Genomic DNA, 24,514 nt, shown 5'->3' on the forward strand with positions numbered 1-24,514 from the left:
TTTAGAAAGTCGATCTCCAGCGCCTGGCGACCGACCAGGCGTTCCAGCGCGGCGATCCGCGCCTCGTAGCCGGAGAGCAGCTCGGCGGCCACCTCCTCGTCGTCGAAGGCGCCCGTCTCCGCCTTCTCGACCCAGACGCGGACCAGGTTCCGCGAGAGATCGTGGCGGCGCGACAGGGCGTGCAGGGTCTCGCCGGCATGATACTCGGCGACGACTTGGCGCTTGAATTCGGTGCTGTGGCTGCGATGGCGTCTTGGCATGGACCTTCCTCATCGGAAAGCCCGCCCCCGGTCAATTCAGACCCGGCCGACCTGCCCACTCCGAGGGGCGCACTCCAACGGGCCACCCCGAAACGAACATTGGGTCCTTCCTCGCCCCCCGGGCCGGCTCGCCCGCCCTTGCGGCCGCGCGCGCGGGCCGGACCGACGACAAGGCCGCGGCCCCTGGCGGAGCCGCGGCCCGAGGCGCGCAGGCGCTGCGATCAGAAGCTGCGGGGCAGGCCCAGGACGTGCTCGGCCACGTAGCTCAGGATCAGGTTGGTCGAGATCGGGGCCACCTGGTAGAGGCGCGTCTCGCGGAACTTGCGCTCGACGTCGTATTCGGCCGCGAAGCCGAAGCCGCCGTGGAACTGGATGCAGGCGTTGGCGGCCTCCCAGCTGGCGTCGGCGGCGAGGAGCTTGGCCATGTTCGCCTGCGCGCCCATGTCGACGCCCATGTCGAAGCGCTTGGCGGCCTCGAAGCGCATCAGATCGGCGGCCGAGGTGTTCACGTAGGCCCGCGCGATCGGGAACTGCACGCCCTGGTTCTGGCCGATGGGGCGGTCGAAGACGATCCGCTCCTTCACGTAGTCGCCGACCTTGTCGATGAACCACCAGGCGTCGCCGATGCACTCGGCCGCGATCAGGGTGCGCTCGGCGTTCAGGCCGCCGAGGATGATCTTGAAGCCCTTGCCCTCTTCGCCGATCAGGTTCTCTTCGGGGATCTCGAGGTTGTCGAAGAACAGCTCGTTGGTCTCGTGGTTGACCATGTTGCGGATGGGCTTGACCTCCATCCCCTTGCCGATGGCGTCCTTCAGGTCGACCATGAACACCGACAGGCCGTCGGACTTCTTCTTGACCTCGGACAGAGGCGTCGTGCGCGCCAGCAGGATCATCAGGTCCGAGTGCTGGACCCGGCTGATCCACACCTTCTGCCCGTTGACCACATACTTGTCGCCCTTCTTCACGGCGGTGGTCTTGAGCTTGGTGGTGTCGGTGCCGGTGGTGGGCTCGGTGACGGCCATCGACTGCAGGCGCAGCTCGCCGGTGGCGATCTTGGGCAGCCAGCGGGCCTTCTGCTCGTCCGAGCCGCCGCGCAGCAGCGTGCCCATGTTGTACATCTGCCCGTGGCAGTGGCCGGCGTTGCCGCCCGAGCGGTTGATCTCTTCCATCACGATGGTGGCTTCGGTGAGGCCGAGGCCGGAGCCGCCGAACTCCTCGGGGATCATCGCGGCCAGCCAGCCGGCGTTGGTCAGCGCGTCGATGAACTCCACCGGGTAGGTGGCCTTCTCGTCATGGTTGCGGTGGTATTCCGCGGAGAACTCGGAGCACAGCGCGCGCAGGGCCTCGCGCAGGTCGGCGTGCTGGTCGGCTTCGAAGGGCATGTCGGGTCCTCGTGGCTGAGGGGCGCGGGGTCTCGCGCCGAGGGGGATCAGGCGGGTCTGAAGAGCGGGATCTGGCGGCCGGCGATCCGTTCCATCCGGCCCCGCAGGGGCGAGCCGATCTCGGCCTCGTCGGACAGATGCGCCATGATGCGCGGGCCTTCCTCAAGGTCGGCCAGCGCGATGCGATAGGGGACCAGCGCGCGGAAGGTCTCGTCCGGGGCGCGGGTCACGACGGTGGCGGAGAACAGCGTGGCGCGGCCGGAGGCCCGGAAGGCCTCGGGCTCGCCCCCGCAGGACGGGCAGCGCCGGCGCGGAAACGCCCAGGTCTTCGCGCAGGCGCGGCAGCGTTGCAGCTCGATGCCGGAACTCATGAGACGCGCTCCATCACCAGGGTGACGTGGGACGACAGCACCCCGCCGTCGCCGTGGTATATCGCGTGGGCGGGCTCGGAGGCGATGGCGCGCGCGCCGGCGCGGCCGGTCATCTGGGCCCAGGCCTCTGCCATGTGCGCCATGGCGCCCGCCACCCCGCAGTGCCCGTAGGAGAGCAGCCCCCCATGGGTGTTCAGCGGCAGCGCGCCGCTGCGCGCAAACCGCCCGCCGGCCGCATCCTGCCCGGCCTTGCCCGGGGCCGAGACCCCCAGCGCCTCCAGCAGCAGGGCGAGCGTCACGGTGAAGCTGTCGTAGACGGCCAGATAGCCCATGTCGCCGATCGTGCGCCCCGCCCGCTCCAGCGCCTTCGCCGAGGAGATGCGGGCGCCGAGCGCCAGGTCGTCGGGCGCCTCGGACAGGTGCTGGTGGGTATGCGCCTGCGCCGCCCCGATCAGCTTCAGGGACGCCCCCGGACCCGGCTCGGCCGAGAGGATCACCGCGCCGCCCCCGTCGGAGATCGGGCAGCAGTCCATCAGCTTGAGGGGCGTGGCGATGGGCTTGGAGGCCAGCACGTCGGCGACCGAGAACGGGTCCGCAAGGTGAGCGCCGGGGGTCTGCGAGGCATGACGGCGCATCAGCACGGCGAGCTCCGCGAGATCCGCCTCCGTCGCCCCCGTCTCGTGCAGGTAGCGCGCGGCGCCGAGCGCGTAATAAGCGGGGATGGTGGCCCCCAGCGGCGCCTCGCCGACGGGGTGCCCGACCTGGGCCAGGGTCTGGACGGCGGCGTCGCGGGACATGCCGGTGAGGCGGTTCTCGCCCGCCACCACCAGGACGTTGCGCGCCTCGCCCGAGCGGATCGCCATGTCGGCGACCATCAGCATGGCCGCCCCCGTGCCGCCGCCGAGCTGGACGGCGTGGGCGTAGGCGGGGCGGATGCCGAAGTCCTCGGCGAAGACCGTGGACAGCATCAGGTGCGGGTGCGTGGTGGCGTAGCCGCAGATCAGGCCGTCGATGTCGCTCCGCTCCATCCCCGCGGCGTCGAGCGCCGCCTGGGCGGCGTCGCCCATCAGGGACAGGGCGGACGAGCCCTCGATCCGTCCGAAGGGGGTGACGCAGGCCGCGCGGACGAAGCTCGCGCTCATGCGGAGGCCGCCGTGATCGTCCCCTCCAGCGTCCGGGTCCCGTCGGGCAGGGTCACCCAGATGTCGTAGGTTCCGGTCTCGGGGTCGGTCAGCTGGCCGCCGGCGGTCAGGGTCTGGCCGACGGGCATCGGGCGCGAGAAGCGGATCTTGAGGGAGGCCAGGTCGACGTCGGCGCCGAACGTGCGCTCGCAGGCCTCGATGGCGAGGTTCAGCGCCATGGTGCCGTGGGAGATGCACTGGCCGAAGATCGACTGGGCGGCGAATTCCGGGTCCACGTGGATCGGGTTGAAGTCGAAGGTCAGCTCGCCATAGGCCTGCGCCGTGTCGGGGGAGGTGGCGAGCTCCAGCGGGGCGATGGTGTCGGGAAGGGACATCGGTTCGCTCCTCACGCGGCCCAGATGGACAGGATCTCGCCCGACAGGACCTTTGCGTCCCCCCCGGACTCGGCGTCGAACATCTCGACGCCGAGCGTCAGCCAGCGGCGGTCCTTCTTGAGCTCCTTCTTCACCACGGTGAAGCGGGCGGTCAGGACGGCGCCGACCTTCGGCTTGCCGAAGAAGGTCAGGGTCTGGCCGGCGTGGACGTTCCCGGGCGGGCGGGGCTGGATGGCGCGGATGTAGGCCTCCATCATCGCCGCGACCGCGAGGCCGCGCGGGGCGGGCTCGCCCGGCTGCGCCTGCGGGCCGCCGTAGAGGCCGGCCCAGAGGGCGGCGCGCTCGTTGTTCAGCTCCACCGCGACCTCGGCCATGGGCTCGCCTTCGGGGAACTCGGCGAAGGTCCAGGGCGTGTCCTTGAGGGCGGGGCCCATCAGGTCGGTTCCGCTCATTCGTCGTCCTCTCGGTTGCGGGGCTCTATCAGGGCGTCGAGCGCCAGCACGCCCGAGGGCGTGACCAGCAGCGGGTTGATCTCCAGGCTCTCGAAGCCGTCGGGGTCGGCGGCGGCGAGCGCGGAGAGGCGGCTGATCGCCTCGGCCGCCGCGGCCACGTCCACCGGGGGCTTGCCGCGGGCGCCGTGCAGCAGGGGCGCGCCGCGCAGCCCGTTCAGGGTCTTGAGGGCCTGGGCGGGGGTCAGCGGCGCCAGCTCCACCGCCACGTCCTTCATCACCTCGGTGAAGACGCCGCCCAGCCCGATCAGCATCACCGGGCCCATCACCGGGTCGCGGCGGGCGCCCACGATCAGCTCGACGCCCTCGCCGGCCATGGGGCCGACCAGCAGCCCCTCGATGCGGGCGTGGGGGGCCCTGGCGCGCACCGTCTCGAGCATCTCGCGCGCCGCGGTCTCCATCTCCATCGGGGGGACGTTCAGGCGCACGCCGCCGACCTCGGTCTTGTGGGCGAGGTCGGGGGAGACGATCTTCAGGACGCAGGGAACGCCCAGGCGGGCGGCGGCTTCGGCGGCCTCCTGCGGATCGGCCGCCAGCGTCTCGTCGGGGATCGGCACGCCGGCGCGCGCCAGCAGGCGCTTGGCGGCGAGCTCGGAGAGGGGCCCGGCGGGCAGGGCCACGCCCTCGGGCGGCGCCGGGGGCGTCTCCTCGGGGGCGTCGAAGGCCTCGGCGAAATGGGCGAGCGCGCCCATGGCATGGATGGCGCGGGAGGGGTCCTCGAAGGTCATCATGCCCAGGGCCTCCCACGACTCCATCACCGCGGCGTCGCCCTGGCAGATCATCGCGAACGGGTGGTCGACGTCGCCGTCGAGCCCGGCCAGCAGCGCCTCGCGCAGCTTCGGCCCGACGACGGGAGAGGCGGTCCACGAGGTGAAGAAGGCCGCCGTCATGTCGTAGCCGCCCTCGCGCCGCAGCACGGCGGTGGCCGACGTGACCTTGGAGAAGTCGTTCAGCACGCCCGCGGTGATGTCCACCGGGTTGCGGGCGGAGGCGAGGGGATTGGTCTCCAGCACCGCCGCCTGCGCGGCTTCGGGCATCGGCGGCAGGGACAGCCCCACGTCCTCGGCCGCGTCCGCGATCAGCACGCCGGCGCCGCCCGAGACGGTCAGCACCCCCAGCTTGCGCCCCTTGGGCAGGGGCGCGCGGGAGGTGGCGTAGAGGATGTCGAGCATCTCCTCGGTGGTCTTCGCCCTCAGCGCCCCGAACCGGCGAAGCGCCGCATCGAAGCTCGCGTCGGAGCCTGCCAGCGAGGCGGTGTGCGAGGCCGCGGCCTGCGCCCCCACCGCCGAGCGGCCGACCTTCATCACCACCACCGGCTTGCGGGCCTTCCGCGCCGCCTCCAGCGCCCGGAACAGCGCGGGGCGGTCGTTGACGCCTTCCATGTAGACGCCGATCACGTCGATCTCGTCCGAGGCCGCCATCCAGCCGATGCACTCGGGCGCGGTCACGTCGGCCTCGTTCCCGGTCGAGACCCACTGGCGCACCCCGATGCGGCGGTCGCGGGCCATGTTCAGCAGATGCGTGCCGTAGGCGCCCGACTGGGTGACGAGGCCGACGCGCCCCGGCACGGGCATGGCCGCCTCGATCCCCGAGGTGAAGGTCGGGCAATGCCCGGTGGCGGCGTTGAACAGGCCCAGGCAGTTGGGGCCCAGAAGGCGGACGCCATGCTCGCGCCCGATGGCGAGGATCTCGTCCTGCAGCGCAGGGCCGTCGCCGCCGATCTCGGCGAAGCCGGCGGTGAAGATCACCGCGGCCTTCGCGCCCTTGGCCGCGCAGTCGCGCAGGGCCTGGGGGACGCCGGGGGCGGGGATGGCGAGCAGGGCGAAGTCGATGGGCTCGGGGATCGAGGCGACCGAGGGCCAGGCCTTCACGCCCTGGATCTCGTCGCGGTTGGGGTTCACCGGGTAGAGCGCGCCCTCGAACCCCGCGCGCAGGGCGTAGGCGATGGGCCGCCCGCCGATGCGCTGGGGGTCGGCCGAGGCGCCGATCACCGCCACCGCGCGCGGGGCGAACAGGGGGGCCAGCGATGAAAGGGGCTGGGCGGGGCGGGTCGCGCCGTCGTCCGGCATCCGTCGTCTCCTCCTATGGCCTGTCCGGCTCCGCGGGGCAGGGGCCGGCGCGGCGCTGGTCCCCCGGCCTCTGGCGGGCCGGTTCAGGGCGCGGCGGGTCGTCAAGCGCGCCGCGAATTCCGCTTGGCGAAACCGCTAGCATGAGATCGCCGCTTTGCAAAGCGCTCCCCGCCGGGTTCAATGCGCGCAGAATGCATACCGGTCAACCGGTCAGCGGGAGGAGAGAGACGCATGACCCAACACGTGCCCGAGGATGTCCAGGTCGAGGACGCGAGGGTCGAGGCCGACGGCCTCGGCTTCCCGGAGGGGCCCGTGGTCCTGCCCGACGGGGCGGTGGCCTTCGTCGACCTCGCCGACCACTGCATCCGCATCTGGGACAAGGGCGCGGCGCGGGTCCTGTGCGAGGTTCCGGGCTCTCCCAACGGGATGCGCCTGGGGCCGGACGGGGCGCTCTACGTCGCCAACAACGGCGGGCTGTGGCCGGGCAAGGGCAGGATGGACTTCGCCGATCCCCAGTATCCCGGCTGCATCCAGCGGGTGACGCTGGACGGCCGGTGGGAGGTCTTCGCCGACGGCTACGGCGACGCCTCCCCCGCCCCCAACCGCCCCAACGACCTGGTCTTCACCCCCGAGGGCGACATCGTCTTCACCAACCCCCAGAACTGGGAGATGATCGTCGAGGATCCGGCCGAGCCGTTCCGCGGCGGGCAGCTCTGCCTCGCGCGCAGGGACGGCTCGATCGAGGTCCTGGCCCAGTGCACCGGCATGCCCAACGGCATCGGCTTCCATCCCGACGGCTCGCTGGTGGCGGGGATGACGATCGCCCACCACTACCTGAGGTTCGCCTGGGCCGGCGGCGCGGCGCTGGGCGAGCCGGAGCTCTTCGTGCAGATGGACGCCCGCTTCCACCCCGACGGGATGGTGTTCCACGAGGGGCGGCTCTACGGCGCCGGCTCCGCCGGCAACCGGCTGGTGGCGGCCGAGGCGGACGGGACCGTGGCGAAGGTCCTGAACTTCGGCCGCTCGACCCAGCCCACCAACTGCTGCGTGCGCGAGGACCGGCTTTGGGTGACGCTGGGCAAGGCGGGGTCGCTGGTCTCGATCCCGCTGCCCTGAACGGCGCGGGGCGGGCCTCGCCGGCCCGCCCCCTCTTCGTCGCGCCCGCAGGCCGGTCTCAGGCGGCGCGGCGCCGGCGCAGCGCGGCGAGGCCCATGAGGCCCCCGGCCAGCAGCGCCCCCGCCGCCGGCAGCGGCACCGGCGAGGCGGCCGCGACGCCGGCGTATTCGCCCAACTCGTTGAACTCCTCGGAGAAGATCGTGAGCTGCGCCAGGTTGACCACCCCGTCGCCGCCGCAGCAGGGCGCGCCGTCGGTGTAGGGCTCGTGGCTCAGCACGGCGTCGACGGTCTGGAACTCGACCGCGGAGCCCGGCGGACCATCCGGCGAGATCATCTGGTCGCTGTAGAAGGTCAGGCCGAGGCCGCCCGCGATCTCGAAGATCAGGACGCCGGTCGCGTCGCGGTCGCCGATCAGGTCGACCTCGGTGAAGCTGAGCGCGCCGTCGAGGTAGTCGAGTTGGATCGACAGGTCGGTCATCGCCGAGAAGGGCGTGAAGCCCAGCGTCGGCGTGCCGTCCCAGCTGATCCGGCCGACGCCGACCACGTCCTCCTCCACGATCTGACCGTCGAGGACGGAATCGTAGAACAGGTCGAAGGCGGCGAGGGCGGAGGCCGAAGGGACCGAGGCGAGAAGGGCGGCGGCGGCGAGGGAGCCGGCGAGGAGAGGCGAGCGAAGCGCACGCATGTCGGAAATCCTGATGACTGATCGACGCAATACGTCGGGGAACGTCGAATCCTATCGATCGGCGGGCGCCCGCCGGTCAAGCCTCATCCTGCGGCCAACCGGCTATGACGTAACGGCATTTCGCGGGCGCCGCAGACCTCAGAGCAGGGCGGTCGCGAGCCAGGGGAAGGCGAAGACCAGCGCCATCGCCAGCACCATGGTCAGCGCGAAGGGCGCCGCGCCGATGAAGATGTCGCCCAGCGTGATGGTTCGGTCCTCGAGGTTCGACTTGATCACGAAGCAGGCGACGCCGAGCGGGGGCGTCAGCAGGCCGATCTCGACCGCGATGATGGTGACGATGCCGAACCAGACCAGATCGACGCCGAAGGTCTCGATCACCGGCAGCATCAGCGGCAGCAGGATCAAGAGGATCGAGGCGCTGTCGAGGATCGTGCCCAGCAGCACGATCATCACCAGGTAGAGGATCAGCACCCCGTCGAGGCCCAGGTTCAGCCCCTCCAGCAGCCCGTTCATCGCGCGGGGCAGGCCGGTCAGCGCCAGCAGGCGCGAATACATGTGCGCGCCGATGATCAGGAAGGTGATCGAGGCGGTGACGTGCCCGGTCTCGACCAGCATCTCCCAGAAGCCGCGCGCGGTGAGGCGGCGCTTGACGAGCGCGATCACGAGGGCGCCCAGCGCGCCGACGGCCCCGGCCTCGGTCGGCGTGAAGACGCCGCCGTAGATGCCGCCGAGCACCAGCACGATCAGGGCGAGGACGGGCAGCGACCGGGTCGCCATCTCGGCGCGCCCCATGATGCGCAGATCGGCGTTGGAGGGACGCCCGACGAAGCGGGGCGCGAAGGTGGCGAGGCCCAGGATCAGCAGCGCGTAGAGCAGCGCCAGCAGCAGCCCCGGCAGGATGCCGGCGGTGAACAGCGCCCCGATGGAGGATTCGGACAGGATCCCGAACAGGATCAGCAGCAGCGAGGGCGGGATCAGCATCCCCAGCACCGAGGAGCCCGCCACCACCCCGACCGAGAAGCGGGGCGTGTAGCCCTGGCGGATCAGCTCGGGCACCGCGATGCGGGTGAAGACGGAGGCCGAGGCGATGGAGGTGCCGTTGACCGCCGCGAACACGGCGTTGGCGAAGACGGTGGCGATGCCGAGCCCCCCGCGCAGCCTGCGGAACGCCTGGCCCGCGACGTCGAAGACGTCGCGCCCCATGCCCGAGACGCCCACCAGCACCCCCATCAGCACGAAGAGCGGGATCACCCCGAAGGAATAGCGCGCCACCGAATCCAGCGCCGCCTGGCCGAGCAGCGCCCCCGCCACCGCGATCCTGCCCTTCACCAGCCACACGCCCAGGAAGCTGACCGCCATCAGGCAGATCGAGACATGCATCCCCGTCTGGATCAGCACCAGGATCAGCAGGATGGAGGCGAGGCCGATCTCGACGTTGCTCATGGGCGGCATTTCCGGACGTGCGGCGGAGGGAGAGGGACGGGGGATCGTGCGGGCAGGCCTCGCCGGGAGCGCCCGGGGGCGGGCCTCCCGCCGCGGCGACGGAGACCGCCTCTGCGTCGGCCGCGGGTCGCGTCCGGCTCGCCCGGGCGGGCCCTGCGACGCGCCTGCTGCAGGCCCCGCGCGGCGAACTCCGGCGCGGCTCGCCCGCGGCCGCGGGGAGGCGCCGCGGCAGGCGTCCCGCCCGGCGCGAGCGGCGCGCCCGCGGCGCCGGGCCGGCGCCGCGCCCGGGGGAGGCGTTTCCGGGGGCGGGGGGCGGAACGGACGCCGCAGGCGGGGCCCGGCCGCAGGCCGGGCGCGCGGCGCGCGCCGCGCTCTGCAGGATCCGCCCCGGAGGGGTCTGCCCGGGGGCGTGCCGCCTCGGCCCGCCGCGGGAGACGGCGCCCCCCGGCGCCGGCCTCGCCGCGCGCCGCGGGCCTGACGCCCGCCCCGAGCCGAGCGCCGGACGCGGCGCCTCCGGGCGCCGGCTGCGCCGGCCGCGCCGCGTCGGGCCGAGCGCGGGGGGAAGCCGCCGCGCCCGCGGCGCGGGGCGGGCGGGGCGCCGGGTGGCAGGGGCGCCCGGCGGGCGCAGGCGATCCGGGGCGCCCGCCGGGCGCAGGAGAGCCGGGGCGCCCGGCGGGCGCAGGGGGGACGCGGCGCCCGGCCGGCGCCGCGGCTCGGAGCGGGCGGGGCGGGGTCACGGGGCGCGGCCCAGCCGGGCGGCGCGGGCGTGGGCGGCGGCGAGCAGCAGGAACTGCAGCGCCGCCAGCACCGCTCCGGCCAGCACGCAGACCGCGAAGGGCCAGGCGGGAAGCTGCAGGATGCCGTAGAGCCCCACAGTCTCGTCGTCGGCGATCGAGTCCACGATCTTGGGCCAGACGTAGCGCACCAGCACCGCCAGCATCGCCGCGCCCGCGAGATGGTGGACCGCATCCAGCGCATCCGCCCACCGCGGGCTGCGCCGGCGCAGGCGACCGATCAGCATGTCGGAGCGGATCGAGCGCCCCTCGCCCACCGCATGGGCGAGCTGCAGGAACACGATCGAGACGATCCCCGCCGAGACGATCTCCGCTGTCGCGGGGAAGGGCTTTCCGAAGAAATACCGCCCCCCCACGTCGAGGTTGATGATCGTCATGATCGCCACCGTCCCCAGCGTGCCCGCCACCGCCAGCGCCGAGGAGACCCGGCCGAGCCATCGCGCCGCCGCCCAGGGACGGGGCGGGAGGGCGTCGGGGCCCGCGCTCTCCTCGACCGCGGCGGCCTGCCCGGCCGCCTGGCTCATTCCTGCGACCAGTCGCGGGCGTGCTCGATCCCCGCCTCGCGGCTCAGGCGCATGTAGGTCTCGAGCGTCTTCGTCCCCGACAGCCCCTTGGCGTCGAGGGCCTTCGCCCACTCCATCGCCACGTTGGGCATCTTCTCGGCGTAGGCCTTGCGCTGGGCGTCGGGGAACTCGGAGACCGTGGCGCCGGCCGCGGCGGCGGCCTCCAGGCTCTGGGCGCCGGAGGTGTAGTAGGCCTCCGCCACCACGTCCATGTAGGACTGCGCGGCCGCCTCGATCGCCTCCTTCACCGGGTCGGGGAGCGTGTCCCACACGTCGAGGTTCACGGTCAGGGCCGAGCCGTACTGCGCCCCGAAGTTCACCTTGGCGATGTAGGGGGCGACCTCGTGGAACTTGTAGGGGGCGACGGCGGTCTCGAAGGTGACGATGCCCTCGATCAGGCCGGTCGACATCGAGTTGTAGAAGGTGGGCAGGGCCAGGGCCACCGGGATCGCCTCGCCCCCCTTCAGCCAGTTCAGCGCGAGGCCGGCGGTGCCGATCTTGCGCCCGTCCATGTCGGCCAGCGTCTCGACGGGGAAGCTGGTCAGCAGGTGGTAGGCGTCGATGCCCACGGGGGCCAGCACCCGCTGGTTGTGGTCGGCCCAGGCCTGGTCGAGCTCGGGCAGCTCCTCGTGCAGCCGTTCGATCACCTCCATCAGCTTCGGCAGATCGGCGGTGCCGAAGGGGGTGACGTAGGTGATCTGCTCCAGCGGCAGCTTGTCCGCCTCGAACAGGTGGGGGACGTAGCCGAGGTCGGCGATGCCGTCCTCCACCGCCTCGAGCACGCCGTTGTAGTCGGCGACCGAGCCCGCGTAGGCCTGCGTCCACTCGATCTGGTAGTCGCCCTGCTCGGCGAGGATCCGGTCCACCTCGGGGATGAAATGGTCGCGCAGCAGCGCCACCCCCATCGCCACCGGCGCGTGGCCGGCGACGATGGTCAGCGGGATCGTCTCCTGCGCCGCGGCGGGCAGGGAGAGCGCGAGGACGGAGGCGGAGCCGAGGATCGCGGCTCTCAGGGCGGCGCGGGGCCGCGCGGGGCTGGGCATGAGGGTTCCTCCCGGTCGACGTTTTCGTCTGTCTCTGGATCGCGGCCCCGGGGGCCGTCGCTGTTGGCGGAGAGCCCGGCGAGGGCCTCCGCGGTCGGTCGCTCGAAGGCCGAGGCGAGGAAGCCCGCGAGCTCGGCGCGCAGCGCCTCGCGGTCGGCGGGGTCGCAGGCGCCCGCCGACAGGCGCTTCATGCGGCTCTCGGGCCCGGTGTCGGCCACCGCCATCAGGATCGCGCCCACCATCAGGTGATAGCGCCAGGTGACCTCGGCGCGGGTCAGGTGGGGCGCGGCGCGGCGCAGGGCCTCGATATAGGCCGCGGCGAGCCCGTCGAGCTCCTCGCGCACCACCGCGTGGGTCCAGGGGCTGGGCTGGACCTTGTGCGAGAGCACCAGGTGCGAGAGCAGGTCGCCGGTGCGCGGGGTCATGTAGGGGTCGAGGAACGTGTCCACGACCTCGACCGGCCGCGCCGGGCGGCCCCGCGCGGCTGCGGCGGCCTCGACCTCGGCCAGCCGCGCCAGGCGCGAGCGGGCGGTGCGGCGGGCGACGCCGCGGAACACCTCGATGGCGAGGTTGTCCTTGTTGCCGAAATGATAGTTGACGGCCGCCATGTTCGCGCCGGCCAGCGCGGTGACCGCGCGCATGGTGGCGCCGGCGACGCCGCGCTCGGCGAAGAGCTGCTCGGCGGCGGCGAGGATGCGCTGGCGGGTGCCCGGCGCGTCGCTGGCGGACTGAATCGAACGCATGTTTCAAATACGCGTTGCGGGGGGTGCGGTGTCAACAGGAATGACGCGAAGGGCAGGGAGCAGGGGCGCAGGCGCCCTGCGGGCGGGCTTGGCGGGGGCACCGGGGGTCGGGGCGCCTGGGTTGGCGAGGGGCGGGAGCCTCCGGCGGGCTCCGGACTCACCCAAGAACAAGCCCCGCGCCTGGTCTCCGGATCCGTCCATCGCGTCCGATGCCTGAGCGACTCGCCCCCTCCGGTCAAGGACAAGCCCGCGCAAGCGCGGGTCGCTTCGCGATCCTTGACCGGAGGGGGCGAGTCGCTCTGATCGGCATCCGCGATGGACGGCTCCGGAGAACAGGCGCTTTGCGAGGGTTGCCGGCGCGCGCGGCCGGAGGCGCGCCCGGGGGACGTCGGGCGCGGCGCGGGGGGCCTGCGGCGGAGAAAGGGGGGGGGCGCTAGAGGGTCTTGAGGTCGGCGGCGGGGTCGGCCAGGGCCTCCGGGGCGGGGGAATGGCCGGACTCGAGCCAGCGCTTGCCGCTCATGTAGGCGCGCGGGTCGTTCATCGCGTCGACGGCGATCAGCTCGGCGTCGCGGTAGTACCAGTGCGAGATCGCGCCCTCGCGCGCGCCGGGGCGGGTCACGATGCGGGTCCAGTCCTTCGCCAGGCCCGCGATTTGCAGCTTCACGTCGTACTGGTCGGACCAGAACCACGGCATCGGGTCGTAGGCGGTCGCGGCGCCCAGCATCGCGCGGGCCGCGGCGGCGCCCTGGTCGATGGCGTTGGGCACCGACTCGAGCCGCACGCGGACGCCGCGCCAGGGGAAGGAGGCGCAGTCGCCCGCGGCAAAGAGGTCGGGGACCGAGGTCCGGCAGGCGGCGTCCACCGCGACGCCGTTCTCGATCGCGCAGCCCGCCGCCTCGGCGAGCTCGGCGTTGGGCTGCACGCCGATGCCGACCACCGCGAAGTCGACGTCGAGCGTCTCGCCGTCCGCGAGGACCGCGCGCGCGAGGCGGCCGTCCTCGCCCTCCAGCCGCGCCAGGCCCACGCCCTCGCGCAGGTCGACGCCGTGGGCGCGGTGCAGGGCCGCGAACCAGGCCGCCGTCTCGGCGCAGGCGACGCGGCCCAGGATCCGCGGCGCCGCCTCGATCAGCGTGACCGCGAGGCCGAGCTTGGCGGCCACCGCGGCGGCCTCCAGCCCGATGTAGCCGCCGCCGACCACCAGCAGCCGGCGGCCCGGTTCGAAGGCCGCGCGCATCGCGTCGACGTCGGCGAGCGTGCGCACCGCATGCACCCCTGCAAGCCCGCCGCCCATCTCGGGCGGCAGCAGGCGGGGCCGGGCGCCGGTGGCGAAGGCGAGCTTGTCGAAGGGCAGGGTCTCGCCGTCGGCGAGCGTCGCGACCTTCGCCGACGGGTCGACGGAGGCGACGCGGGCCTGCGCGCGCACCTCGATGCCGCGCTCGGCGAAGAAGGCCTCGGGGCGCAGCAGCAGCCGGTCCCGGGTCATCTCGCCGAGCAGGTATTTCTTGGAGAGCGGCGGGCGCTGGTAGGGGGCCGCGCCCTCGTCGCCCAGCAGGGTCACGGGGCCGTCGTAGCCCTCGGCGCGCAGGGTCTCGACCAGGGAGGCGCCGGCCTGGCCGGCGCCCACGACGATGATGCCGCTCACGACGCTCTCCTCGAAGGTTTCGGACCGGGGGATCAGAACGGGATGTCGTCGTCCATGTCCGAGGCGCCGCCGCCGCCGCCGCCGAAGCCGCCGCCCCCGCCGGACCGGCCGCCGCCGCCCCCGCCGAAGCCGCCGCCGGAGCCGCCCGCGCCGCCGCCGCCGCCGTAGCTGCCGCCGCCGCCGCCGAAGTCGTCGCCGCCGCGGTCGCCGCCGAAGCCGCCCCCGCCGCCGCCCTGGCCGCCGGCCGGGTCGAGGAAGGTCAGCTCGCCCCGGAAGGGACGGATCACCACCTCGGTCGTGTAGCGGTCCTGGCCGGACTGGTCCTGCCACTTGCGGGTCTCGAGCTGGCCTTCGATGTAGACCTTCGAGCCCTTCTTCAGGAAGCGCTCGGCGTTGTTGGCCAGCGCCTCGTTGAAGATGGCGACCGAGTGCCACTCGGTCCGCTCGCGACGCTCGCCGGTGTTCTTGTCCCGCCAGGTCTCGGAGGTGGCGATGCGCAGGTTGCACACCTTGCCCCCGTTCGCGAACGTCCGAACCTCCGGGTCGCGCCCGAGATTGCCGATCAGGATGACCTTGTTGACGCTGCCCGCCATGTCCCTCGCTCTCCGTCCGTCCGGGGCCGTCGCCCCGGTCCGCGTCTTCCCGCCTTTGGTTCCTCGATCCCGCGCCCGTGCACGCATTCGAGTCGAATCCGGGTTAGCCGGACGTTAACGGCGTGCGGCCCAAGAGGCCATGGGCGGCGGGGACGGTTGACCTCGCGGACCGCGGATGACGTCATGGAACCGTCGCAGCCCGCCCCTGCGGCGCGAGAGGGAGCCACGCGCATGGCCGACGAGCCCGACCCCCAGGCCCCCGGACCCGACGCCGCCGAGGCGGCGGCCGCGGAGGCGCCCGGGCCCGCCCGCCGGCCGCGGCCCCGGGCGGCGCCCAGGCGCCTCGCGCAGGCGGAAGCGCCGGAGGGGCCGGTCCCGCCCGAGCGCCGCCCGACCCTCGCCGAACGCCGCCACGACCCCGAGGAGATCCGCCGCGCCTTCGAGAGCGGCGCCTTCCCCTACCGCACCCGGATGCGCCGCCCCGTCTACGAGGCGCGCAAGGCCGAGCTGCAGGTGGAGCTGCTGAAGGTCCAGCGCTGGGCCAAGGAGACGGGCGAGCGCATCGTGATCCTGTTCGAGGGCCGCGACGCCGCCGGCAAGGGCGGCACGATCAAGCGGTTCATGGAGCATCTCAACCCCCGCGGCGCCCGCGTGGTGGCGCTGGAGAAGCCCACCGAGACCGAGCGCGGCCAGTGGTACTTCCAGCGCTACGTGAAGGAGCTGCCCACGGCCGGCGAGATCGTGCTCTTCGACCGCTCCTGGTACAACCGGGCCGGGGTGGAGCGGGTGATGGGGTTCTGCACGCCTTCCGAATACCTCGAGTTCATGCGCCAGGCGCCGGAGCTGGAGCGGATGCTGACCCGCTCGGGCCTGCGGCTCTTCAAGTACTGGTTCTCGGTGACGCGGGAGGAGCAGCGCAGGCGCTTCAAGGCCCGCGGCACCGATCCGCTGAAGCAGTGGAAGCTGAGCCCCATCGATCTCGCCAGCCTCGACAAGTGGGACGCCTACACCGAGGCGAAGGAGGCGATGTTCTTCTACACCGACACCGCCGACGCGCCCTGGACGATCGTGAAGTCCGACGACAAGAAGCGCGCGCGGATCAACTGCATGCAGGACCTGCTGTCGCGGCTGCCCTACGCGGGCAAGGACCCCGCCGTGGTGCGCGCGCCCGATCCGCTGATCGTGGGCCGCTCGGCCCATGTCCTGCAGCGGGCCGACCACCTCCTGACGCACGAGGCGGGGCCGGGCGACGGTGCCGGCTGAGGGCCGCCCCGGGGCGTATGAGCGAGACCGCCGCCGCGATCTTCGACCTCCGAGACGAGGGGGGCGCCGATCGGCTGCGCGCCGGCCCGAGCCGGCCCGGGAACCTCGTCGTGCGAGGGCGTCGCGCCCGTTCCGGCCCGCCCCCCTGCTGCCACCGTGCTGTCAGCAGCGACCAGCCGCCGCGCCGCCTTGCGGGGGCGTTCTCGGTTTGTTTACACTCTGCAGGACTCGGCATCCGCCCCCCGCGCGTTATCTAGAGCGCTTCCGGGCGCGGCGACGAGAAGGGGCGGGAGCCATGACCGAACTCAAGACCATCTCGATCCGGGGCGCGCGCGAGCACAACCTCAAGTCCATCGACGTGGACCTGCCGCGCGACAAGCTGGTGGTGATCACCGGGCTCTCGGGCTCGGGCAAGTCCTCGCTCGCCTTCGACACGATCTACGCCGAGGGCCAGCGGCGCTATGTCGAGAGCCTGTCGGCCTACGCCCGCCAGTTCCTCGACATGATGAACAAGCCGGACGTGGACCATATCTCGGGCCTCTCGCCGGCGATCTCGATCGAGCAGAAGACGACCTCGAAGAACCCGCGCTCCACCGTCGGCACGGTCACCGAGATCTACGACTACCTGCGCCTGCTGTTCGCCCGCGCCGGCACGCCCTATTCGCCCGTCACCGGCAAGCCGATCGAGGCGCAGCAGGTCTCGGACATGGTCGACCGGGTGATGGCGATGGAGGAGGGGACGCGCGCCTACCTCCTCGCCCCCATCGTGCGCGACCGCAAGGGCGAATACCGCAAGGAATTCGCCGAGCTGAAGAAGCAGGGGTTCCAGCGGGTCAAGGTCGACGGCCAGTTCTACGAGCTGGACGAGCCGCCGGTGCTGGACAAGAAGTTCCGCCACGACATCGACGTGGTGGTCGACCGCATCGTGGTCCGCGAGGGGCTGGAGCAGCGGCTGGCGGATTCGTTCTCGACCGCGCTCGGCCTCGCCGACGGCATCGCGGTGATCGAGACCGCCGTGCGCGCCGAGGACGGCGAGGCGGCCCCCGAGCCCGAGCGCCACGTCTTCTCCGAGAAATTCGCCTGCCCGGTCAGCGGCTTCACGATCTCCGAGATCGAGCCGCGCCTGTTCTCGTTCAACGCCCCCTTCGGCGCCTGCCCGAGCTGCGACGGCCTGGGCGTGGAGTTGTTCTTCGACGACCGCCTGGTGGTGCCGGACGAGAATCTCTCGGTCTGGGACGGGGCCATCGCGCCCTGGGCGAAATCCAAGAGCCCCTACTTCAAGCAGACCATCGAAGCGCTTGGAAAACATTACAATTTCGACTTCCGCACCCCCTGGCGCGACCTGCCGGAAAGCGTGCGCGAGACCTTCCTGCGCGGCTCCGGCAAGGAGGAGATCGCCTTCCGCTACGACGAGGGCGGCCGGGTCTACACGCTGTCCCGCCCCTTCGAGGGCGTGATCCCCAACATGCAGCGTCGCTGGCGGGAGACGGACTCGAACTGGGTGCGCGAGGAATTCGAGCGCTACCAGAACAACCGCCCCTGCGGCGTCTGCGGCGGCGCCCGCCTGAAGCCCGAGGCGCTGGCGGTCAAGATCGCCGGCAACCACATCGGCGAGGTGGCGGAACGCTCGATCCGCGAGGCGCTGGCCTGGGTCGAGGCGGCGCCCGACAGCCTGTCGGTCCAGAAGAACGAGATCGCCAGGGCCATTCTCAAGGAAATCCGTGAACGCCTTGGTTTCCTTGTGAATGTCGGCCTCGACTACCTGACGCTGTCTCGCGGCTCCGGCACCCTGTCGGGCGGCGAGAGCCAGCGCATCCGCCTCGCCTCGCAGATCGGCTCGGGGCTGACGGGGGTGCTCTACGTCCTCGACGAGCCGTCCATCGGCCTGCACCAGCGCGACAACGGGCGGCTTCTGCAGACGCTGAAGAACCTGCGCGACCAGGGCAACACCGTCATCGTGGTCGAACATGACGAGGAGGCGATCCGCGAGGCCGACTACGTGCTCGACATCGGCCCCGGCGCCGGCGTCCACGGCGGCGAGATCATCGCCGAGGGCACGCCCGCCGACATCGCCGCCGCGCCGAATTCCATCACCGGCCAATACCTTGTCGGCACGCGCGAAATCGCGATCCCGCCCGAGCGTCGCCCCGGCAACGGCAAGTCGATCAGGATCGAGGAGGCGGTGGGCAACAATCTCAAGGGCGTCGACGCCGAGTTCCCGCTCGGCTGCTTCCTCTGCGTCACCGGCGTCTCCGGCGGCGGCAAGTCCACGCTGACCATCGAGACCCTGTTCAAGACCGCCTCGATGCGCCTCAACGGAGCCAAGCAGACGCCAGCGCCCTGCAAGGGCCTGACGGGGCTGGAGCATCTCGACAAGGTGGTGGACATCGACCAGTCGCCGATCGGCCGGACTCCGCGTTCGAATCCAGCGACTTACACCGGGGCCTTCACCCATATCCGCGACTGGTTCGCGGGTCTGCCCGAGGCGAAGACCCGCGGCTACAAGCCCGGCCGCTTCTCCTTCAACGTCAAGGGCGGCCGCTGCGAAGCCTGCCAGGGCGACGGCGTCATCAAGATCGAGATGCACTTCCTCCCCGACGTCTACGTCGAGTGCGAGACCTGCCACGGCAAGCGCTACAACCGCGAGACGCTGGAAGTTCTCTACAAAGGCAAGAGCATAGCCGACGTTCTTGACATGACGGTCGAAGACGCCCAGCAGTTCTTCAAGGCCGTCCCCGCGATCCGAGAGAAGATGGACACCCTGATGCAGGTGGGGCTGAGCTACGTGAAGGTCGGCCAGCAGGCGACGACCCTCTCGGGCGGCGAGGCGCAGCGGGTGAAGCTCGCCAAGGAGCTCTCGCGCCGGGCCACGGGGCGGACCCTCTACATCCTCGACGAGCCGACCACCGGCCTGCATTTCGAGGACGTGCGCAAGCTGCTCGAGGTGCTGCATCACCTGGTCGAGCAGGGCAACTCCGTGGTGGTGATCGAGCACAACCTCGACGTCATCAAGACCGCCGACTGGCTGATCGACATCGGCCCCGAGGGCGGCGACGGCGGCGGCGAGATCGTGGCGGTCGGAACCCCCGAGGACGTGGCGAAGGAGCCCCGCTCCCACACCGGCCGCTACCTGCGCGAGATCCTGGGCGCCAAGGGCCGCGTCGCCGCCGAGTGACCGGACGCGCGGCGGGCCTGCGGACCCGCCGCGCGCCCTCCCCCCGATCCGGCCGCGCCCGCCCCCGCGTTGGCGCTTGACGCGAGGGGCGCGGACGCTCAGGCTCGTTCTCCCAGAGGGAGATTTCCGGGAGGAAAACCATGACCGTGGCACGAATCCTGCGCCAGAAGGGATCCGGCGAGATCGCCTCGATCGCCCCCTCCAAGAGCGTCGCCGACGCCGCCGCGATGCTCTCCGAGAAGCGGATCGGCGCGCTGATCGTCTCGGGCGACGGGCGCAAGGTGGACGGCATCCTCTCCGAGCGCGACGTGGTGCGCTGGCTGGGGCGCGAGGGCGCGGGCTGCCTCAGCCGCGTGGTCGCCGACGTGATGACCGCCAAGGTGATGACCTGCACGCCCTCGGACGACGTGCAGGAGATCATGCAGCGCATGACCGAGGGCCGCTTCCGCCACATGCCGGTGCTCGAGGAGGGCAAGCTGGTCGGGGTGATCTCGATCGGCGACGTGGTGAAGTACCGGATGGGCCAGCTCGAGCACGAGACCGAGGCGCTGGCCGACATGATCAAGGGCTACTGAGGCCCGGCCCGCGCGACTGACCGGCGGCCGATTCTCGCGGGCGCGCGGCGCCCCCGCCCCGACCGCCGGCAGGTTGCGCGCCCAGGCCCCCGCCCGAGGGCGCGGAGGCCCCCCAGCAGGGGAAATCCCGCCGGTTTCCCTTGGGTTCCCCTTGCGTGACCTTGACCCTGCGGTCGCGATGGTGTCGCTTGCCCGCCGATCGCCGCGAGAAACGCGGCGGCGCGGGCGACGGGCCTGCCGCGCCTCGCGGCCGGACCGGGCGCGGGAAGCGCGGGGAGGAATATGACGGCTGCGAAGCATCGCACGGGGCTCTACCCCGGCACGTTCGATCCGGTCACCAACGGCCATCTCGACATCATCCGGCGGGCGGCGACGCTGGTCGACAAGCTGGTCATCGGCGTCGCGATCAATCGCGACAAGGGCCCGCTGTTCACGCTCGAGGAGCGGACCGCGATGATCGAGGCGCAGACCGCCCCGATCTCCCGCGAGACCGGCGCCGAGATCGTGGCCGAGCCCTTCGAGAACCTGCTGATCCACTTCGCCGAGCAGGTGGGCGCCCAGGTGATCATCCGCGGCCTGCGCGCCGTCTCGGACTTCGAGTACGAGTTCCAGATGGTCGGCATGAACCGCGCCATGAACGACAAGGTCGAGACCCTGTTCCTGATGGCCGACGCCCATCACCAGGCGATCGCCTCGAAGCTGGTCAAGGAGATCGCGCGTCTGGGCGGCGACGTCTCCAACTTCGTGCCGGCCGAGATCGAGGCGCGGCTGCTGGACCGGCTGGGCCGCTGAGCGCGCGCCGCCCGGAGCTCATGCCCGGGCGGCCTTCAAGGCCGGCTGCGGATCGTCGTCGGGTGCCTCCGCCGGACGGCGGCCGCGGCGGTCCGGCTCCTCGGGGCGTGGCGCCTCTGCCGGGTCGTGGCTGGCTGCGAAGTCGCGCAGCGGCGGGCGCGGGCCCACGGCGCGCTCCTCGTCTGCGTCGGCTTCCCAGCGCATCACCTCGCGCAGGTCGGCCTCGGGCATCGCGCGGCCGAAGTGATATCCCTGCAGCGTGTCGCAGCCCAGCTCGGCCATCGCCGCCGCCTGCACGGGGGTCTCGATCCCCTCGGCGGTGACCTTCATGCCCAGGCGCCGGCCAAGCGCGACGATGCCGCCGATCATGCCCCGCGCCCGCGCCGGATGGGCGTCGAAGGCGAGCACGAAGCTGCGGTCGAGCTTCAGCCGGTCGAAGCGGAACCGCCAGAGGTAGGCGAGGCTGGAATAGCCCGCCCCGAAGTCGTCCATCGCGATCGACACGCCCAGGGCGCGGAGCTGGGCGAGCTGCCGCTCCACCGCCTCGGAGTCGGAGATCAGCATCGACTCGGTCACCTCCAGCTCCAGCCGCCGGGGCGCGAGCCCGGAGGCGGCGAGCGCCGAGCGGACCGTGTCCACCAGCCGCCCGTCGCGGAACTGGGCGACCGAGAGGTTCACCGACACCGCCATCCGCCCCGGCCAGCCGGCCGCGACCGAGGTCGCCTCGTGCAGGGCCCAGGCCCCGAGCGCGCCGATCTGGTCCATGTCCTCGGCGGCGGGGATGAACTCGGCCGGCGGGATCGGCCGGCCCTGCGCGTCGCGCAGGCGCATCAGCGCCTCGAAGCCGCGGGTGGTCCCGTCGCGGGAGCGGACCAGCGGCTGGTAATGCAGCGAGAAGCGGCCGTGGGCGACGCCCTCGCGGATCGCCGTCTCGACCTCGCGGCGGCGCTGGACGCGGGCCTCCATCTCCGGGGCGAAGACGCAGATGCGCCCGGGGCCGGCGGCGCGGGCCTCCCGCTGGGCGATCTCGGCCCGGCGCAGGGCGGCCTCGACGCGGGTCTCCCCCGGGGGCAGCAGGCAGGCGCCGATCGAGGCGCTGAGCGTCAACGGCCGCCCCTCGGCGTCGGCGCGGGGCGTCGCGACATGGGACGACAGCCGCGCCAGGATCGCGGGCAGGTCGCCCGGGTCGGCCAGGCGCAGGACGGCGGCGAAGTCGTCGGGCCCGACGCGCGAGAGCAGATCCTCGGTCCGCAGGCCGGCGCGGAGCTGGGCGGCGGAGGCGCGCAGCACCTCGTCGCCCATCTCCGGCCCGTGCAGCTCGTTCACCACGCGGAACCGGTCGAGGTCGACGGCGAGCACCGCCAGCCGCGCCCCGTCGCGGGCCGCAGCCCGTGCGGCCCGGGCGGCGGCCTCGGCGAAGCCGGCGCGGTTGGGCAGGCCGGTCAGCGCGTCGAGGGAGGCGGCGCGGATCACCCGCGCCTCCGCCTGCTCGCGCCGCCGTCGGGCGCCGAGCCAGGCGAAGGCGGGGCCGGCGAAGGCCAGCGCCCCCGCCGCGGCCAGCGCGACGCCGGCCAGCGCCTGCACCCGTTCGACCCGCGCGGCGAAGGCGGCGACGTCGACGTAGACCTCGGCATAGCCCGCCACCTCGCCGGCGGGGTCGTGGACGGGCAGGAACACCTCCGCCACGCGCAGCGGCCCGCCGGGCATCGAGGCGGCGGCGTCGAGCTCCACCACCCGCTCCCCGGCGGCGAGGCGCGCCCAGACCCCGGGCGAGCGCAGGGGCAGGGGCCCCGGTTCGGGCGGCAGGGCCCCGTGGGCGTCGCGGAGCACGGGCGGCGCGGGCTCCAGCCGTGCGAGGGTGCGGCCGCGCCAGCGCCAGGCGGAGGCGACGGGCGCGCCCTGGGGATCGAACAGGCGGAAGCCATAGGCGTCGGCGCGGGCGCCGGTCTCGCGCAGGGGGTCGAGGTCGGCCTCGTGCAGGCGGCCGGCGCGCAGGTGGCGGGGCAGGGCGGGCGCAGCCTCGGTCATCGCGGCCGACCAGCTCTCGACCAGGCGCAGGGCGTGGATGCGCACAGTCTGCTCGCTCGACCAGGCCATCGCCGCGCCGACGCCAAGCGCCAGCAGCAGCGCCCCGACCGCGACCAGGACCGGCGCGCGGAGGCGGCCCGCCATCCGCCCGAGGCCCGCCGGCGCCTCCGCCGCGGCCCCGGCGGGCGGGGCGTCGCGCGCGCCGCGGCGCGGGCCGGCGTCCGGGCCCCGGGGGGCGGCGCCGCGCGTCACGCCCGGCGCTGCGCCCGAGAGCGCCGCGGCGGCCGCCCGCGCGGGCCGCGGCGCGGCGGCGCGGCGCGCCCGTCGCGACGCCGAGCGGCGCAGCCGCCCGATGATGCCCGCAAGACGCGCGTCCGCCATTCGCGCCCTCCCATCGGCGGGCTCCGCCCGGGTCGGGGGAGCCTCCGTCCACGGCAGGCATGGGGCCGGCCGCGTCTGCGATCCCTAGCGCGGGAAACGTTTCCGAGCGCTTAATCGCTCCCCCTGCGGTTGCGCCGCGGCGCGCCCGGCCCCTGCTCCCGCCGGCTTCATTTGACCCCGATCCGCATCCGCGCTACGCCCCCTGACCGGCCTCGCCCCGCAAGGGCGTCCGCCGCCGCGTCCCAGGCTGGGAGGAGCCCTTCAAGGATGAGACGTCTGTTCGCCGCGCTGCTCGCGCTGACCCTTTCCGCGCCGCTGATGGAGGCCCACGCCGTGGAGCTGCAAGACCCCGAGAACACCCTGGTGATCGAGCTGAAGGACGGCCCGGTCTACATCCAGCTCCTGCCCCAGGTGGCGCCCAAGCATGTCGAGCGGATCAAGACGCTCGCCCGCGAGGGCTTCTACGACGGCATCGTCTTCCACCGGGTGATCGAGGGCTTCATGGCCCAGACCGGCGATCCGACCGGCACCGGCCGGGGCGGCTCCGACTACGACGACCTGCCGGCCGAGTTCTCCAACGTCCCGTTCGAGCGGGGCACGGTGGGCATGGCCCGCTCGCAGAGCCCGAACTCGGGCAACTCCCAGTTCTTCATCATGTTCGCGCCGGGCAGCTTCCTGAACGGCCAGTACACGGTGTGGGGCCAGGTGATCGACGGCATGGACAAGGTCGACGCCATCACCCGCGGCGAGCCGCCGCGCACTCCCGACAAGATGGTCGACGTCTACATCGCCGCCGACAAGCAGTGACCGGAAGCCCCCCTCGCGGGGGCTTCTCGCTTTCGGGGCCCCGCGCCGGCGGCCGTCAGCCGCCGGCCCCCGCCGTCCGGCGCAGGGCCCAGGCGCAGACGAGGGCGAACAGCACGTGCCCGGCCAGCGCCACCCAGGCGATGCCGGCGAAACCCAGGAAGAACGGGTTGCCGTTCACCCAACTCGCCATGATCCCGATCGCGAAGATCCACAGCGCCACGCCCCAGAGCGCGGCGGCGGCGAGCTCGGGCAGGCCCGCGCGCCGGGCGAGCGGGCGGGCGATCATCAGCCAGCCCAGCGGGTAGGCGACCAGCCCGGCGAGGTAGTGCAGCAGGTGCGCGCCCCCGGCCGAGTCCCAGCCGAACACGGTCTGCAGCGTCTGGCGCGCCAGCGGCACGGGGGCGAGCGCGGCGCCCCCCAGCAGCGGGCTGATCGCCTGTCCGTAGAGGTCGAAGGCGATGGTCGCCGCCGCCCCCGCCCCCAGCACGCTCAGCGCCGCACGGGCGGGATCGGCCGCCAGCGCCGCGGGGGCGAGCGGATCGGCGACGGCGGCCTCGGAGGCGGCGGGGCTGTCTGCGGCGGTCATCGGAAATCTCCCTCTTGGGTCGTGACGCCGACGCGGCGTCGAGGAGGTCCATCTGGCGCCGCCCCGCGCCCGGCGCAGCCCGAATTTCATCCGTATGACGGGATGGTCATCCGCCGCGACGGCGCCCGCCCCGCCCGTGATCCATCCGTGATCGCCCCCGCCCCTCGCCCCAGGGCGC

22 protein-coding genes are annotated in these 24,514 nt (G+C 73.0%); 6 read left to right on the plus strand and 16 right to left on the minus strand.

All coding sequences use genetic code 11. The features are described from left to right. The 7 genes from BM064_RS11100 to BM064_RS11130 form a co-directional block, all read right to left on the minus strand. A partial coding sequence (locus BM064_RS11100; RefSeq protein WP_092859859.1) for a transposase occupies positions 1–260 on the minus strand: 260 nt, incomplete at its 3' end. A gap of 221 nt (positions 261–481) precedes the next feature. Further along, positions 482–1,642 (minus strand): acyl-CoA dehydrogenase family protein, encoded by a 1,161-nt coding sequence (locus BM064_RS11105; protein WP_092859860.1) that lies wholly within the window; start codon positions 1,640–1,642, stop codon positions 482–484. A 47-nt stretch (positions 1,643–1,689) separates the two neighbouring features. After that, complete coding sequence (locus BM064_RS11110; protein ID WP_092859861.1) at positions 1,690–2,013, minus strand: Zn-ribbon domain-containing OB-fold protein; 324 nt, start codon at positions 2,011–2,013, stop codon at positions 1,690–1,692. Further along, complete coding sequence (locus BM064_RS11115; protein ID WP_092859862.1) at positions 2,010–3,155, minus strand: thiolase family protein; 1,146 nt, start codon at positions 3,153–3,155, stop codon at positions 2,010–2,012. The genes BM064_RS11110 and BM064_RS11115 overlap by 4 nt, the downstream gene beginning before the upstream one ends. Next, the gene (locus BM064_RS11120) at positions 3,152–3,529 is read right to left on the minus strand and encodes a MaoC family dehydratase (protein WP_092859863.1); all 378 of its coding nucleotides are present in this window, start codon (positions 3,527–3,529) and stop codon (positions 3,152–3,154) included. The genes BM064_RS11115 and BM064_RS11120 overlap by 4 nt, the downstream gene beginning before the upstream one ends. Positions 3,530–3,540: 11 nt before the next feature. After that, positions 3,541–3,981, minus strand: coding sequence for a hotdog family protein (locus BM064_RS11125; protein ID WP_092859864.1), 441 nt, complete (start codon positions 3,979–3,981; stop codon positions 3,541–3,543). After that, entirely contained in the window at positions 3,978–6,107 is a 2,130-nt protein-coding gene (locus tag BM064_RS11130; RefSeq protein ID WP_092859865.1) for an acetate--CoA ligase family protein, read from the minus strand. Before BM064_RS11130 ends, BM064_RS11125 begins: the two co-directional genes overlap by 4 nt. Positions 6,108–6,338: 231 nt before the next feature. Between BM064_RS11130 and BM064_RS11135 the strand changes: the two genes are divergently transcribed. Beyond that, a complete protein-coding gene (locus BM064_RS11135; RefSeq protein ID WP_177236217.1) occupies positions 6,339–7,223 on the plus strand; it encodes an SMP-30/gluconolactonase/LRE family protein in 885 nt (294 codons plus the stop codon). Between the two features lie 58 nt (positions 7,224–7,281). Here BM064_RS11135 and BM064_RS11140 read toward each other — a convergent pair whose 3' ends face one another. The 7 genes from BM064_RS11140 to ssb form a co-directional block, all read right to left on the minus strand. Further along, a complete protein-coding gene (locus BM064_RS11140) occupies positions 7,282–7,908 on the minus strand; it encodes a hypothetical protein (protein WP_092859867.1) in 627 nt (208 codons plus the stop codon). Between the two features lie 138 nt (positions 7,909–8,046). Beyond that, a complete protein-coding gene (locus tag BM064_RS11145) occupies positions 8,047–9,351 on the minus strand; it encodes a TRAP transporter large permease (RefSeq protein ID WP_092859868.1) in 1,305 nt (434 codons plus the stop codon). Positions 9,352–10,084: 733 nt separating this feature from the next. Further along, on the minus strand, positions 10,085–10,669 hold the full coding sequence (locus tag BM064_RS11150; RefSeq protein ID WP_092859869.1) for a TRAP transporter small permease subunit: 585 nt from the start codon (positions 10,667–10,669) through the stop codon (positions 10,085–10,087). Further along, positions 10,666–11,751, minus strand: a complete 1,086-nt coding sequence (locus BM064_RS11155; protein WP_092859870.1) for a C4-dicarboxylate TRAP transporter substrate-binding protein — start codon at positions 11,749–11,751, stop codon at positions 10,666–10,668. The genes BM064_RS11150 and BM064_RS11155 overlap by 4 nt, the downstream gene beginning before the upstream one ends. Further along, positions 11,718–12,494 (minus strand): TetR/AcrR family transcriptional regulator, encoded by a 777-nt coding sequence (locus BM064_RS11160; protein ID WP_092859871.1) that lies wholly within the window; start codon positions 12,492–12,494, stop codon positions 11,718–11,720. Before BM064_RS11160 ends, BM064_RS11155 begins: the two co-directional genes overlap by 34 nt. Positions 12,495–12,927: 433 nt before the next feature. Then, the gene (locus BM064_RS11165) at positions 12,928–14,136 is read right to left on the minus strand and encodes an NAD(P)/FAD-dependent oxidoreductase (protein WP_092859872.1); all 1,209 of its coding nucleotides are present in this window, start codon (positions 14,134–14,136) and stop codon (positions 12,928–12,930) included. 32 nt (positions 14,137–14,168) lie between these two features. Next, positions 14,169–14,729: a single-stranded DNA-binding protein gene (gene ssb / locus BM064_RS11170; RefSeq protein ID WP_092859873.1), complete on the minus strand. Its 561-nt coding sequence runs from the start codon at positions 14,727–14,729 to the stop codon at positions 14,169–14,171. A gap of 231 nt (positions 14,730–14,960) precedes the next feature. Here ssb and ppk2 point away from each other — a divergent pair, with 231 nt between their 5' ends. The 4 genes from ppk2 to coaD all read left to right on the plus strand — a co-directional run bounded on the left by ppk2 (position 14,961) and on the right by coaD (position 20,534). Then, on the plus strand, positions 14,961–15,992 hold the full coding sequence (gene ppk2, locus BM064_RS11175; protein WP_245779128.1) for a polyphosphate kinase 2: 1,032 nt from the start codon (positions 14,961–14,963) through the stop codon (positions 15,990–15,992). Positions 15,993–16,287: 295 nt separating this feature from the next. Beyond that, entirely contained in the window at positions 16,288–19,167 is a 2,880-nt protein-coding gene (gene uvrA / locus BM064_RS11180) for an excinuclease ABC subunit UvrA (RefSeq protein WP_092859874.1), read from the plus strand. 140 nt (positions 19,168–19,307) lie between these two features. Further along, entirely contained in the window at positions 19,308–19,742 is a 435-nt protein-coding gene (locus tag BM064_RS11185) for a CBS domain-containing protein (protein WP_092859875.1), read from the plus strand. Positions 19,743–20,024: 282 nt separating this feature from the next. Continuing rightward, positions 20,025–20,534 carry a pantetheine-phosphate adenylyltransferase gene (gene coaD / locus BM064_RS11190; protein ID WP_092859876.1) on the plus strand — a complete coding sequence of 170 codons (510 nt, stop codon included), beginning with the start codon at positions 20,025–20,027 and terminating at the stop codon, positions 20,532–20,534. 18 nt (positions 20,535–20,552) lie between these two features. Here coaD and BM064_RS11195 read toward each other — a convergent pair whose 3' ends face one another. After that, positions 20,553–22,943, minus strand: a complete 2,391-nt coding sequence (locus tag BM064_RS11195) for a putative bifunctional diguanylate cyclase/phosphodiesterase (protein ID WP_092859877.1) — start codon at positions 22,941–22,943, stop codon at positions 20,553–20,555. A 318-nt stretch (positions 22,944–23,261) separates the two neighbouring features. Here BM064_RS11195 and BM064_RS11200 point away from each other — a divergent pair, with 318 nt between their 5' ends. Beyond that, entirely contained in the window at positions 23,262–23,750 is a 489-nt protein-coding gene (locus BM064_RS11200) for a peptidylprolyl isomerase (protein WP_218161035.1), read from the plus strand. 55 nt (positions 23,751–23,805) lie between these two features. On the opposite strand, the gene BM064_RS11205 is transcribed toward BM064_RS11200, so the two are convergent. Beyond that, positions 23,806–24,336: a hypothetical protein gene (locus BM064_RS11205; RefSeq protein WP_245779129.1), complete on the minus strand. Its 531-nt coding sequence runs from the start codon at positions 24,334–24,336 to the stop codon at positions 23,806–23,808. Positions 24,337–24,514: the final 178 nt, after the last annotated feature.

Origin of the sequence: Albimonas pacifica (genome assembly GCF_900113695.1) — a bacterium.
GTDB classification, from domain to species: Bacteria; Pseudomonadota; Alphaproteobacteria; order Rhodobacterales; family Rhodobacteraceae; genus Albimonas; species Albimonas pacifica.